The organism is Beijerinckia sp. L45, assembly GCF_009765775.1.
Taxonomy (GTDB): Bacteria; Pseudomonadota; Alphaproteobacteria; order Rhizobiales; family Beijerinckiaceae; genus RH-AL1.
Genome location: NZ_LMUU01000106.1, coordinates 8,641 through 21,051, shown reverse-complemented (window position 1 = coordinate 21,051; position 12,411 = coordinate 8,641). Strand labels below are relative to the sequence as shown.

Below are 12,411 nucleotides of genomic sequence, written 5' to 3'. Positions count from 1 at the left end.
TGACGCGCTGCCGCATCCAAGCCGTCCCACAAGAGCGCCTGGGTGAAGTCGACAGCCGGCGCGATCAGCACGAGGCCGGCGATGCGGTCGCGTTCCCCCGCCGCCTCCAGGGCGCGGGCGACAAGCAGCGCCAGCCAGCCGCCCATCGACGAGCCGATCAGAATCTGAGGACCGTCGCTGAGTTGCCGGACGACGGCGAGGCTTTCCTCCAGCCAGCGCGAGATCGTGCCGTCGACGAAACGCCCGCCGGACTCGCCATGGCCGGAATAGTCGAAGCGCAGCGCCGCGCGGCCCCGATCGGCAGCCGCCACGTCGAGCGCCGTCGCCTTGGTCGCCAGCATGTCGGAGCGGAACCCGCCGAACCACACCAGCCCTGGCAGACTTGGCGCCGAGGCGAGACGGCGGCGGTAGGCGATGCGCCGCTCAAGATCCCCGCTGCCGATGCTGAGAAATTGCGATTGCGTTAACTCGGTCGGTATAACTTGAATCACGATGGCGTGGTGTCTCCGGTGTTTCGGCCGCTGCGGCGCCAAAGAGCATGGTTCGGTTGAACCGCAAGGGCTCCATGAGCCAAGGAGTGGAGCGTGTTCGTGTCGGAAAAGCCAAAACCCTTTTCCGCAGAACCGGTGTGCCCTTCCGATAGCCGATTCGCCGCCTGATGACGGAGGATTTCGGCTTCACCCTGCATCGCCGCGGCCTGCATGCCCTCGCCGGGCGCACGGTCCTGCAGATCGTGCCGACACTCGATTCCGGTGAACTCGACCATACGGCGATCGATGTCGCCGGCGCCCTCGCGGAAGCCGGCGCCCGTGCGCTCGTCGCCTCGGCGGGCGGCCGCCTCGTCAGCGAACTCCAGGCCAAGGGCGGCGTGTGGATCCCGTTTCCGGCGCGGAGCAAGAACCCCCTCGCTATGGCGGTCAACGTCCGGCGCCTGCGCCGCCTGCTTCTCGACGAACGGGTCGACCTCGCGCATGCGCGCTCGCGTCCCGCGGCCTGGGTCGCCTACGGCGCGACGCGGGCGACGAAAACGCCGCTCGTCACCAGCGTCCAGCAGATCGCGCCGGGCCTCGGCCTGCTGCGCCAGCGCTACAATTCGGTAATGGCCCGCGGCGACATCGTCATCGCCGGATCGCGCTTCGCCGCCGCCCTCGTACCGACGCTTTATCCCTGGGCGTTGGACCGCGTGAGCCTCATCCGCCCCGGCGTCGAGCTCAAGGGCTTTGCGCCGAACCGCATGGATCCGGCCCGCGTCCACGCGTTGCGCCAGGCCTGGCATATCGCACCGGACGAGCGGATCGTGCTGCTCGCCGCCCGGCCGAGCCTGTGGAAGGGCCACAAGATCCTGATCGAGGCGACGCGGCTGCTTCTGCAAGCCGGCGTGCGCGACTTCAAGGTCGTGCTGATCGGCGACGCCAAAGGCAAGGGCCAGGTCCGCGAGATCGATCAGGCGATCGCCAAGGCGCAGGTCGAGTCGATCGTCCGCCGCGTCGGTGCCTGCGCCGACATGCCGGCAGCGCTGCTCGCGGCGGCCGTCGTCGTGGTGCCATCGCTCGAGCCGGAAGCCTTCGGCCGCATCGCGATCGAAGCGCAGGCCGTCGGGACGCCGGTCGTCGTGTCGGATCTCGGCGCGGTGCCGGAGACCGTGCTGGCGCCACCCGACGTGGAACCGGCGCGGCGCACCGGCTGGCGCGTCCCGGCCAATGACGCGACACTCCTGGCGGCGGCGATCGAAGAGACGCTGTCGCTCGGCGCCAGCAGCCGCGATGCGCTGGCGCTGCGGGCGCGAAAACAGGTCGAGGAGCGGTTTTCCATCGAGCGGATGGCGCGCCAGACGCTCGACGCCTATGCTGCACTTCTGGATCGTGGCGACCCGTCGGCCTGACGGCAGATCCTGTCTTCGGCCCTTTAAATGCCGTAAAACGCGGTTTGCGCGCGATCATGCTGGCGTGTTCATTGACTTCGCCGTGGAATAACCCGATGTTTTCCGATGGGCCCGTGCGCTGCCTCGCGTCTTTGTACGCGGAGGTCCAGCCCGACGTGGGTCCGATCATCGACTTTAGGAGAATACCATTCGCCGTCCTATGAAAGCCCCTCCGGTTCCGCAGAAAGAGGGACCGCGCACCAACCGGGAGATCCGGGTTCGTGAAGTCCAGCTTATCGATGCCGAGGGTCTGAACCGCGGCGTGGTCGAGATTTTGGAAGCGCAGCAGATCGCCGACGATGCCGGTCTCGATCTCGTCGAGATCGTGCCGAACGCCAATCCGCCGGTCTGCAAGATCCTCGACTACGGAAAGTTTCGCTTCCTCGAGCAGAAGAAGTCTGCCGAGGCGCGCAAGCGCCAGAAGATCGTCGAGATCAAGGAAATCAAGCTCCGCCCGGGCATCGACGACCACGACTATGATACCAAAATGAAGGCCGTGCGCCGCTTCTTCGAAGAGGGTGACAAGGTCAAGGTGACGCTGCGCTTCCGCGGTCGCGAAATGGCGCATCAGGACATCGGCTTCCGTCTTCTCGAGCGCGTCAAGCTGGAAACCGGCACGCTGGCCAAAGTCGAAGCCGAACCTTCGATGGAAGGCCGGCAGATGGTCATGGTCCTCGCGCCGCGCTGACCTGTCAGGTCATCTCTGCAAACATGACGGCTTGATCACAAGCCATCTTGTCTTTTGGCGCGGTCCCGTCTATTGACCGCGCTCCAAACCAAACCGCCCGGCCATCAAGGGCTGCCGTGGCGGTTTTTTCGCTCGTTTCCATCGAACTTATGAGTTCGGTCATGAACGTAAGGCAGCGCGCTGGCGCAGCCGACGGCAATCAAGCGGGGGCTCAGAACCCCACGGAGAGCAAAATGCCCAAGCTGAAGACGAAATCGGGCGCTGCGAAGCGCTTCAAAATCACCGGTACCGGCAAAGTCATGTATGCCCAGGCCGGCAAGCGCCACGGCATGATCAAGCGGTCGAACAAGCAGATCCGCAATCTTCGCGGGACCAAAGTTTTGTTCAAGAGCGATGGCGACAACATCAAGAAGTTCTTCCTGCCCAACGGCTGAAGACTTTCTTTCCGCTACGCTTTCACCGTTTCAAGGAGATCATCATGGCTCGCGTCAAACGCGGCGTCACTTCGCACGCCAAGCATAAAAAGACGCTCGATGCAGCGAAGGGCTTTTATGGCCGTCGCAAGAATACGATCCGCACCGCCAAGGCCGCCGTCGATCGCTCGATGCAATATGCCACCCGCGATCGTCGCGCCAAGAAGCGCACGATCCGCGCCTTGTGGATCCAGCGCCTCAACGCCGCCGTGCGTGAAATGGGCCTGACCTATTCGCGCTTCATCTTCGGCCTTGCCGAAGCCGGGATCGAAATCGATCGCAAGGTTCTGTCCGACCTCGCCATACGCGAGCCGGAAGCCTTCAAGGCCATCGTCGAGGCGGCCAAGGCCGCCCTGCCGGCCGCGCCTGCTGCCGCCACCGCCTAAACGGCTCCGCATACGCCACCGATCAAAAGTCGGTGGCGATGCCTTTGACCTCCCAATCGCCGAAGCGCACGGGCTCCAGCCCACCGCGGCCATTGAATTCTTGTGCCTGCGCCGCTGCGTCGGCAGCCTTGCGACGGCGCTCTTTGGCCTCTGCCAGCGCCCGCTGCGCCTCCGGCTTCAGGGTCCGCGCCGATGGGGTTGCGCTCTGCCGCGCTTCGGCACCGTCGCTGTCTTGATCCATCGCCAATCCTCCTCGACCGCCTCACGCCGTGCCATCCTTGATGGGGCCTGAAGCCCTCCTCCACGTAGACCGATCCGCGCATTCCGCAAGCCGGTGCGCCGATTACCCAAGCGACCGGACGTCCGGATGGCGCCTCGGCAAATGGTCGGCCTCGGCGCACTTCGCCGTGGAAGCGCCGGCCGAGGGCAAGCGGAGATCGCCGCCAGTTTTAACGGCCTGAGAGCATTTGGTCGTTAGCAAAAGACCATCAATTGCTAGTTTTAAGGATGCTCTTGCCGACAAACCGCCCCATCAAGATCTTCGGCGCATCCTCCTTCTGGTTTGCCGCGCTGCTCGTCGTTTCGCTTGGCCTCGTCTGCATCGTCGTCGGCACCCTTCTGAGCAGCGCCCGCACGTTGGAATTGAAACGCGCTTCGACCGAAGTTGCGAATATCTCCGCCGTACTGACGCAGGATCTGGATCGCAACATCGAGCTCTACGATCTTTCGATCCAGGGCGTGATCGACGGGCTCGCCAACGAGACGGTCATGGCAGCGACGCCGGAGCTCCGGCGTCTGATTCTGTTCGACCGCGCCGCGACGGCCCACTATCTCGGCGCCCTCCTCGTTCTCGACGCGGCCGGTAACGTCGTCAGCGATTCGGCGTCCATCACGCCGCGTCCCTACAACTATGCCGATCGCGACTACTTCAAGGTTCAGGCCGAGCGGCCGGACGTCGGCCTCTACATCGGCAAGCCGGTCGCCTCGCGGACGGACGGCAAGATGATCATCGGCCTCAGCCGGCGGATCAACAAACCGGACGGCAGTTTCGACGGGATCGTCGTCGGCACGCTTCAGCTCGACTACTTCCGCGCCCTGTTTTCTCAAATGAAGCTTGGCCGAAGCGGCGCGGTGACGCTGTTTCGTGACGACGGCATGGTTATCATGCGCGAACCCTTCGATGCCGCGCAGATCGGCCGGATCGCCAAGCCGCCCATGATCTTCAAACGTCTCGAAACCACGCGCGAAGGGGAAGTGCAGGCGAAGTCGGTGATCGACGGCGTCGAGCGCTTGTTTCACTTCGCCCGGGTCGGTGCGCTACCCCTGGTGCAGGACGTCGCCTTGTCGGTCGAGGATATCTATGCCGACTGGTGGCGGAAGGTATATGCGATCTCAGCGGTGCTGCTTGTCTGTTGCGGCATCGTGTTTCGCTCGGGATGGCGTTGCGGGGCGAACTGCTGCGCCGAACCGAAGCGGAAGCCGCCCTTGTTCTCCTTGCGAAGGAGGACAGTCTTACCGGCATCGCCAACCGCCGCCGCTTCGACGAGATCCTGGATCGGGAGTGGAAGAACGCCTTGCGGCATCAGACGCCGCTCTCCCTGCTCATGATCGACGCCGACCATTTCAAGGTGTTCAACGACACGTTCGGGCACCTTGCGGGCGACAGTGCCCTGGCCGCGCTCGGCGGCGCGCTGCGGTCGCGGGTGCGTCGGGCGGACGATCTCGTGGCGCGCTACGGCGGCGAGGAATTCGCCGTCATTCTGCCCCGAACCGACGCGTCCAAGGCGGTGGAAATCGCGGAGACCATTCGGCGCGATGTCCTGAGCCTTCCGCTCTCGAATCCGGACGAGGGCTATCGGCTCAGCATCAGCGTGGGGGTCGGCAGCATGACTCCTGTTGCCGGCCATGCGCCGACCGATCTCGTCGCGGATGCCGACAGCGCGCTCTAAGCGTCCAAGACTAGTGGGCGCAACCGCTCCACGTTGCAGACCTCGCGCGCCGCCTGAGGCTGCGTCGCTAAGCGGTGTGTTCGTTGTGCTTACGGCCTCGCCCAGCGATCGGCGGCAGCATCGTCCGAAGCTTTCGCCTCGACCCAATCGCCGGACGTCCCGTCGCGTCGATGTTCCTTCTTCCAGAATGGCGCGCTGGTCTTCATGTAGTCCATGAGAAACGAGGCGGCCTCGAAGGCCGCGACGCGGTGTCGGCTCGCCGTCACGACCAGCACGATCGGCGCGCCCGGCGCGATGCGGCCGTAGCGATGGATCAGCGTCACACCGCCGAGCGGCCAGCGCGCTTGCGCCGCCGCCACGACACGGCCGATCTCCTCTTCCGCCATGCCGGGATAGTGTTCGATCTCCAACGCCTCGAGCATGCCGCCTTCGTCACGGCACAGGCCGGTGAAGGTGACCACGGCCCCGAGATCGCTGCGACCCTGCGTCAACGCCGCGCTCTCGGCGGCGGCATCGAAGGGCTCGGCCTGGACCCGGACGGTCGCGGCGCCGGACATCAGCCGCCCGTCATCGGCGGGAAAAAGGCGATCTCGCGGGCGCCGGCGATGGCGGCGTCGTGCTTGACGTGGGTGTGGTCGATCGCGGCGCGAATCGTCGATCCGTTCTCGAACGCGGCATCATAGCCTTCGCCTTTTTGCTTCAGCCACGCGATCAGGTCTGCAACGGTCGCAACTTCGGCCGGCGGCAGCAGAATTTCTTCGGTCTTGCCGATGCGTTCCCGCACCCAGGCGAAGTAGACGGCTTTCACGGGCGGCTCTCGGTGTCGAGGATGTGGCTGATGCCGGACCTCAGATAGTCGACGCCGGTATAAATGGTAAGGACCGCGGCGATCCACAGCAGGACATGGCCGATCGTCGTGTTGCCCGGCAGGACCTTGTCGCCGGCCGGCCCGGCGATGAGAAAGCCGAGCGCCACGAGTTGCGCCGTGGTCTTCCATTTCGCCACCCGGCTCACCGGGATCGACACCTTCAGGTCGGCCAGAAACTCGCGCAGGCCGGAGACCAGAATCTCACGGCACAGGATGATGATGGCCGCGGCAATCGAGATACCGGCGATGGTGCGGTCGGCGACCAGCATGAAAAGCACGGCCGCGACCAGCAGCTTGTCGGCGATCGGATCGAGCATCTGCCCGAGCGCGGACTGCTGCGACCAGGCGCGGGCGAGATAGCCGTCGAAGAAATCGGTGATCGCGGCGACGGTATAGAGGCCGAGCGCCACCCAGCGCATCGTGTCGACCTCGGGCCAGAACATGCACGCGGCCACGACCGGGACCGCGACGACGCGGCCATAGGTGAGGAGGTTCGGGAGGCTCCAATGGTGGCCCCCGCTCCGGGAAAGACTGGTCATCGCCATGGGTCGGTAGGAACACGCGTCGGGGGATGACGTCAAGGTTTGGCAGCGCGGCGGCCTCTCTCGGACCGCCGCGCTGCGGATATGGCTTACGCCGGGTTGATCATGCCTCGGTCAAATCCGGCCGCTCAGGGAATCATCCAGGGGAAGACGTATTGCTGCAGCACGGCGAGAATCCCGAGCAGAACCGTCATCAGGATGCTGTGCTTGAAGGTGCGGGCGAAGACCACGCCTTCCTGCCCCTTCAGGTCCGTGACCGCGACACCGGTGGCGATGTTTTGGGGCGAGATCATCTTGCCCATGACGCCACCCGATGAGTTCGTCGCGGCAAACAGCACCGGATTGAGCTGAAGCTGGTTGGCTGCGACCACCTGAAGGTTGCCGAACAGCGCGTTGCCCGAGGTGTCGCTGCCCGACAGGAAGACGGCGACCCATCCGAGGAAGGCCGAGACGAGCGGGAAGAAGATCCCCACCGACGATACGCCGAGACCGAGCGTATAGGTCAGGCCCGAATAGTTCATGAGGTAAGCGAGCGCGACGATCAGCGCGACGGTCAGGATCGCGATGCGGCTCTGCCGCCACGTGATGCCGACGGCCTCGAGGAAGCGCTTAGGGCTGACGCCGACGATCGCCGCCGTAATGATGGCCGCAAGCAGAATCGCGGTGCCGGTGGCGAGCGGCTGGAACACCCAGATCGCCGCATAAGGCTTGTTGTAGAGTGTGATGAAGACCTGCTTGTCGAGGCCAGGCCACGGAATCGCCTGCGCGCCGTTGGCGAAGACCTTGAAATCGGTCCAGGCGATGACGACCACCGTGATGACGACCCACGGGATCCAGCCCTGCCAGGCCGGAACGGCCGATAGCGCGACAGGCGCCACGATGGCAGCCGACGGCGATGCGCTCGACGCCGCCGAGGGCTGCCGGATGAAGAACTCAGGATCCGGCACGGGCGCCCAAACACGCAGGAACAGAAGCGTCGCAATCAGCGAAGTCATCGACGAGAAGACGTCGGTCAGCGCGTAGTTGAGATAATTCGACGAAACGAACTGCGCACCGCCGAAGCTCACGCCGGCGACGAGCAGGACCGGCCAAAGCGCCCGGATCGACCGAAGACCGCCATAGACCGCCATGACATAAAACGGGAGAAGCATCGCAAAGAGCGGCAGCTGACGGCCGACCATCGCGCCCAGCGTCACCGGCGACAGGCCGGTCACCTGGCCGAGCACCGTGATCGGCACGCCGAGCGCGCCGAAGGCGACGGGCGCCGTGTTGAAGATGAGCGTGAAGGTCAGCGCCTCGAGCGGCGGATAGCCGACCATGATCAGCAGGGCGCTGGTGATGGCGACCGGCGTCCCGAAGCCGGACACGCCTTCGAGAAGACATCCGAAACAGAACCCGATGACGACGAGGACGATCCTTCGGTCGTTGGGAAGGTGTTTGACGATCCAGTCGCGGAAGCAGTCGAAGCGGCCGGAGATGACTGCGATATTATAAAGCAGCAGGCCGTTGAACACGATCCACATCACGGGCCACAGCGCGAAGGCCGCGCCGGCCGCGACACTGTCGAGAGCGAGATTGACCGGAAATTGCCAGACCGTAATCGCGAGAATGAGGCCGACGATTAGGCCACCCAGCGAGGCCTGCCATGCCGGCCGCCGCATCACGCCGAGCATCACGAGGACGACGGCAATTGGTAGGATGGCAACCAGGAACGAGAGGGGAAGACTTCCGGCGACGGGTCTCAGGATCTGATGGAACATCGGGCACTCACAAGATTTGCGGCGCTGGTATGCAACAAAGCGATAGCTAAGTCAGCATGTCTTTCGACTTTCCGTTACTGCCATTTTTATGGGCGTGCGTGCTTTGGCCGTCCCCACGCGGGGCTGGAGCCAAACCGTTTGGGTCGGGTCGCTGACGAGGTTGGTGCTGAAACCATCGGCGCGCGCTTCAGGCGCCGTTCCGCTCGTGGAAGAAATCGTAGACCAGCTTCGCCGTCCCAGCATTGATTCCCGGCACCTTCTCCAGGTCCGACAACGCCGCCCGCGACAGAGCCTTGGCTGTCCCAAAAGCATGAAGAAGCGCGCGTTTGCGTGCCGGGCCGATGCCGCCGATGTCGTCGAGCGGGCTGCGGGTGAAATCCTTCTTCCGCCGCGCCCGGTGGGTGCCGATGGCGAAACGATGCGCCTCGTCGCGCAGGCGCTGGACGAAATACAGCGCCGGGTCGCGCGGCGCGAGACGGAACGGCTCCTTGCCCTCGACGAAGAACATTTCGCGCCCGGCATCGCGGTCGCGGCCCTTGGCGATGCCGACGATCGCCACGTCGGTGACGCCGAGCTCGTCGAGGATCTGCTTGGTCGCGTTGAACTGGCCGAGCCCCCCATCGATGAGGATGAGATCGGGCCGGTTGGGGAACGCGTCGGGATCACTCTCCTCCCCCGCGGAGCGGGGGATGGAGACCACGCGGAGCGTGGTGGAGGCGCCGTCTGACTGTAAAGTGGAGGTCGATGGCTCGCCGTCTTCGGAAACCAGCGACGCGGCGCGCCCTCCACCACCTTCGGCGGTCCCCCTCCCCCATTCCACGGGGGAGGATAGAGCCCCCTGCTCCGCGTCCTCTTTCAGCAGCCGGCTGAAACGGCGGCGCAGCACCTCGCGCATCATTCCGAAATCGTCGCCTGGGGTCAGCGACTCGTCCTTGATATTGAAGGTGCGGTAGTGCGTCTTCATGAAGCCGTTGGGGCCGGCGACCACCATGCCGCCGACGGCATTGGTCCCCATGATATGAGAGTTGTCATACACCTCGACGCGGCGGATCGTGCGCTCCAGCCCGAAGGTCTCGGAAAGCGCCGCGAGCAGCTTCTCCTGCGACGCCGTCTCCGACATCTTTCGGCCAAGCGTCTCGCGGCCATTATGCGCCGCGGCCTCGACCAGCTCGCGCTTCTCGCCGCGCTGCGGCGTGGCGATCTCGACCTTCGCGCCGTAGCGCTCGCAGAGCGCCGTCTCCAGCAGCGCGCGGCTCTCGACCTCGTGGGACAGCAGCACCAGCCTGGGCGGCGGTCGGTCGTCGTAGAATTGCGCGAGAAAGGCGTCGAGGACTTCGCCCGGCGTCAGGCTCTTGTCCGCCTTGGGATAGTAGGCGCGGTTGCCCCAGTTCTGGAACGTCCGGAAGAAGAACACTTCGATGCAGAACTGGCCGCCCTCTTCGATCACGGCGAAGACGTCGGCCTCCTCGACGGTCTTGGGGTTGATTCCCTGCGCGCCCTGGATCGCCGAGAGCGCGGCGATGCGGTCGCGCAGCCGCGCGGCACGTTCGAACTCCATCGTCTCGGAGGCTTCCATCATCTCCCGCGCCAGCAGGTCGCGCACCGCGCGGCTCTTCCCGGAGAGAAAGTCGCGGGTCTCGCCGACCAGCGCGGCATAGTCGGTGTGGTTGATCTCCCCGGTGCAGGGCGCCGAGCAGCGCTTGATCTGGTGCAGCAGGCAGGGCCGCGTGCGGTTTTCGTAAAAACTGTCGGTGCAGGAGCGCAGGAGGAAGGCCCGCTGCAGCGCATTGAGCGTGCGGTTCACCGCCCAGACGCTGGCGAAGGGCCCAAAATAGTCGCCTTTGCGCGAGCGGGCGCCACGATGCTTGGTGATCTGCGGTGCCGCATGGTCGCCGGTGACGAGGATGTAGGGAAACGACTTGTCGTCGCGCATCAGCACGTTGAAGCGCGGCTTCATCTGCTTGATGTAGTTGGTCTCGAGCAGCAGCGCCTCGGTCTCGGTCGCCGTCGAGACGAAGACCATCGAGACCGTCAGCGCGATCATCCGCGCGATGCGATTGGTGTGGCCGGCCGGGCGCATGTAGCTGGCGATGCGCTTGCGCACGCTCTTCGCCTTGCCGACGTAGAGGACGTCGCCGTCGGCGCCGATCATCCGGTAGACGCCCGGCCCTTTAGGCGCGTGCTTCCAGAAGCCCCGGATCGCCGCGGCGCCGAGCTTGACCGAGGCGGGGGCGGCCTCGTCTTCCGGCGTCAGGTCGACGGGCGGGAGCTCGGCGTCTTCGTCGGCAAGGTCGGACGGGTCTTCCAGATCGGCGGGGGCGGGCGTCTCACGGGTCATGAGGGGGATCTAAGCGCGCTTCGCGTCGATGCAAAGGCCGGACAGGCCGCTATCCCGTCGCCAGGCCGCCGCCGTGGCACAAAACCGCGGACGATCGGTGTCGGGTTCTCGACCAGTGTGACACGGACGACGCGATATTCGCCCTTTCCGCGATTGCCGCCGAGCCCGCGGCTCTATAATTCTGCCATATCAAAAAGGGTGGTTCGCCGGTTCGCTCCGGCCTCGTCCTTCCGCAAGGTCCGCAGCGCGTGATCCGGCACGCGCCGACGCAAGGATTTACAATGAAGATGTCGTCATTCGCTGCCGTGATTGGGTTCGCGGTCGCTGCCGTAGGCTTCAGCGCCGTGGCTAAGGCTGACCCCGCCGGGGAATGGCGCGTCGCCGACGGCACCGCGACAGTCAAGATCAAGAAATGCGGCCCGAATTTCTGCGGTTTCGTCGCCAGCGCCACGAACCCCGGTAAGGATATCCGCAATCCCGACCCGACCAAGCGCGACCGCAGCACGATCGGCATCGAGGTGTTCTTCAATCTGAAGCCGGGCCCCAACAACACCTACACCGGCGAAACCTACAATGCCGACGATGGCCAGATCTACATCGCGACGCTGACGCCGAATGGTCCTTCGATGCTGATCAAGGGCTGCGTGCCGAATGGCGGCGCCTGCGGCACCGAAACCTGGACCATGGTCAACAAGTAATACTTCAATTAACCGACCTCGGATCCTCACGCCGGGTCCGAGTTGTTCCAGTCCGCCATCGCTGCTAAGAGGCGGCGGCGGACAACCGCATGTAGATGGTAGGCGTGATGAAAATATTGGCGGGCAATTCCAATCGCGCCCTTACTGAAGCGATTGCCGCCTACCTCGGTGTTCCCCTCACGAAATGTCAGGTTCGGCGCTTCGCCGACATGGAAGTCTTCGTCGAGGTTCAGGAAAACGTTCGCGGCCAGGATGTGTTCATCATTCAGTCGACGTCGTTTCCGGCGAACGATCACCTGATGGAAATCCTCATCATGACCGATGCGTGCCGCCGCGCCTCGGCGAAACGGATCACCGCCGTGGTGCCGTACTTCGGCTATGCCAGGCAGGATCGCAAGGCCGGCCCGCGCACGCCGATCTCGGCCAAGCTCGTCGCCAACATGATCACCCATGCCGGCGCCGACCGCGTGCTGACCGTCGATCTTCACGCCGGGCAGATCCAGGGCTTCTTCGACATTCCGACCGACAACCTGTTTTCCGCGCCGGTGATGGTGCGCGACATCAAGGAACGGCTCGACATCCGCAACGTCATGGTCGTGTCCCCCGACGTCGGCGGCGTGGTCCGCGCGCGCGCGCTGGCGAAACGCATCGACGCGCCGCTGGCCATCGTCGACAAGCGCCGCGAACGCGCCGGCGAATCGGAAGTGATGAACATCATCGGCGACGTCACCGGCCGCGACTGCATCCTCGTCGACGACATCGTCGATTCCGGCGGCACTTTGTGCAAC

General features: G+C 64.8%; 15 protein-coding genes. 8 read left to right on the top strand and 7 right to left on the bottom strand.

The window, feature by feature from the left end:
• Positions 1-488: carboxylesterase (locus GSQ79_RS11020; protein WP_158808770.1), on the bottom strand; the 488-nt coding region annotated here is incomplete at its 3' end.
• Positions 489-658: 170 nt separating this feature from the next.
• On the opposite strand from GSQ79_RS11020, the gene GSQ79_RS11015 reads away from it, so the two are divergent.
• From GSQ79_RS11015 to rplT, 4 genes are all read left to right on the top strand, one after another.
• Positions 659-1,882, top strand: a complete 1,224-nt coding sequence (locus tag GSQ79_RS11015) for a glycosyltransferase (RefSeq protein WP_158808769.1) — start codon at positions 659-661, stop codon at positions 1,880-1,882.
• A 199-nt stretch (positions 1,883-2,081) separates the two neighbouring features.
• Entirely contained in the window at positions 2,082-2,609 is a 528-nt protein-coding gene (infC, locus tag GSQ79_RS11010) for a translation initiation factor IF-3 (protein ID WP_158808768.1), read from the top strand.
• Between the two features lie 233 nt (positions 2,610-2,842).
• Complete coding sequence (gene rpmI / locus GSQ79_RS11005) at positions 2,843-3,043, top strand: 50S ribosomal protein L35 (protein WP_158808767.1); 201 nt, start codon at positions 2,843-2,845, stop codon at positions 3,041-3,043.
• Positions 3,044-3,087: 44 nt separating this feature from the next.
• Positions 3,088-3,468, top strand: coding sequence for a 50S ribosomal protein L20 (gene rplT / locus GSQ79_RS11000; RefSeq protein WP_158808766.1), 381 nt, complete (start codon positions 3,088-3,090; stop codon positions 3,466-3,468).
• A gap of 22 nt (positions 3,469-3,490) precedes the next feature.
• Here rplT and GSQ79_RS10995 read toward each other — a convergent pair whose 3' ends face one another.
• Complete coding sequence (locus GSQ79_RS10995) at positions 3,491-3,709, bottom strand: DUF1674 domain-containing protein (RefSeq protein WP_158808765.1); 219 nt, start codon at positions 3,707-3,709, stop codon at positions 3,491-3,493.
• 272 nt (positions 3,710-3,981) lie between these two features.
• Between GSQ79_RS10995 and GSQ79_RS10990 the strand changes: the two genes are divergently transcribed.
• Positions 3,982-5,076 (top strand): cache domain-containing protein, encoded by a 1,095-nt coding sequence (locus GSQ79_RS10990; protein ID WP_158808764.1) that lies wholly within the window; start codon positions 3,982-3,984, stop codon positions 5,074-5,076.
• Entirely contained in the window at positions 4,989-5,417 is a 429-nt protein-coding gene (locus GSQ79_RS10985; protein ID WP_246725257.1) for a diguanylate cyclase, read from the top strand. Before GSQ79_RS10990 ends, GSQ79_RS10985 begins: the two co-directional genes overlap by 88 nt.
• 89 nt (positions 5,418-5,506) lie before the next feature.
• On the opposite strand, the gene GSQ79_RS10980 is transcribed toward GSQ79_RS10985, so the two are convergent.
• The 5 genes from GSQ79_RS10980 to uvrC form a co-directional block, all read right to left on the bottom strand.
• Positions 5,507-5,974, bottom strand: a complete 468-nt coding sequence (locus tag GSQ79_RS10980) for a molybdenum cofactor biosynthesis protein MoaE (RefSeq protein WP_158808762.1) — start codon at positions 5,972-5,974, stop codon at positions 5,507-5,509.
• A complete protein-coding gene (moaD, locus tag GSQ79_RS10975; protein ID WP_158808761.1) occupies positions 5,974-6,225 on the bottom strand; it encodes a molybdopterin converting factor subunit 1 in 252 nt (83 codons plus the stop codon). The genes GSQ79_RS10980 and moaD overlap by 1 nt, the downstream gene beginning before the upstream one ends.
• Positions 6,222-6,830 carry a CDP-diacylglycerol--glycerol-3-phosphate 3-phosphatidyltransferase gene (gene pgsA / locus GSQ79_RS10970; protein WP_158808760.1) on the bottom strand — a complete coding sequence of 203 codons (609 nt, stop codon included), beginning with the start codon at positions 6,828-6,830 and terminating at the stop codon, positions 6,222-6,224. Before pgsA ends, moaD begins: the two co-directional genes overlap by 4 nt.
• Before the next feature lie 125 nt (positions 6,831-6,955).
• Entirely contained in the window at positions 6,956-8,587 is a 1,632-nt protein-coding gene (locus GSQ79_RS10965; RefSeq protein WP_158808759.1) for an L-lactate permease, read from the bottom strand.
• A 187-nt stretch (positions 8,588-8,774) separates the two neighbouring features.
• Positions 8,775-10,925, bottom strand: a complete 2,151-nt coding sequence (uvrC, locus tag GSQ79_RS10960) for an excinuclease ABC subunit UvrC (protein WP_158808758.1) — start codon at positions 10,923-10,925, stop codon at positions 8,775-8,777.
• Between the two features lie 281 nt (positions 10,926-11,206).
• On the opposite strand from uvrC, the gene GSQ79_RS10955 reads away from it, so the two are divergent.
• The gene (locus tag GSQ79_RS10955; RefSeq protein WP_246725256.1) at positions 11,207-11,623 is read left to right on the top strand and encodes a DUF2147 domain-containing protein; all 417 of its coding nucleotides are present in this window, start codon (positions 11,207-11,209) and stop codon (positions 11,621-11,623) included.
• 107 nt (positions 11,624-11,730) lie between these two features.
• A partial coding sequence (locus GSQ79_RS10950) for a ribose-phosphate pyrophosphokinase (RefSeq protein WP_158808757.1) occupies positions 11,731-12,411 on the top strand: 681 nt, incomplete at its 3' end.

Bases quoted from the DNA above. Each gene is read 5' to 3' on its own strand.
- GSQ79_RS10980 (WP_158808762.1), bottom strand. From the start codon at position 5,974: ATGTCCGGCGCCGCGACCGTCCGGGTCCAGGCCGAGCCCTTCGATGCC.
- GSQ79_RS10965 (WP_158808759.1), bottom strand. From the start codon at position 8,587: ATGTTCCATCAGATCCTGAGACCCGTCGCCGGAAGTCTTCCCCTCTCG.
- infC (WP_158808768.1), top strand. From the start codon at position 2,082: ATGAAAGCCCCTCCGGTTCCGCAGAAAGAGGGACCGCGCACCAACCGG.
- GSQ79_RS10955 (WP_246725256.1), top strand. From the start codon at position 11,207: ATGAAGATGTCGTCATTCGCTGCCGTGATTGGGTTCGCGGTCGCTGCC.
- uvrC (WP_158808758.1), bottom strand. From the start codon at position 10,925: ATGACCCGTGAGACGCCCGCCCCCGCCGATCTGGAAGACCCGTCCGAC.
- GSQ79_RS10995 (WP_158808765.1), bottom strand. From the start codon at position 3,709: ATGGATCAAGACAGCGACGGTGCCGAAGCGCGGCAGAGCGCAACCCCA.
- rplT (WP_158808766.1), top strand. From the start codon at position 3,088: ATGGCTCGCGTCAAACGCGGCGTCACTTCGCACGCCAAGCATAAAAAG.
- pgsA (WP_158808760.1), bottom strand. From the start codon at position 6,830: ATGGCGATGACCAGTCTTTCCCGGAGCGGGGGCCACCATTGGAGCCTC.
- GSQ79_RS11015 (WP_158808769.1), top strand. From the start codon at position 659: ATGACGGAGGATTTCGGCTTCACCCTGCATCGCCGCGGCCTGCATGCC.
- rpmI (WP_158808767.1), top strand. From the start codon at position 2,843: ATGCCCAAGCTGAAGACGAAATCGGGCGCTGCGAAGCGCTTCAAAATC.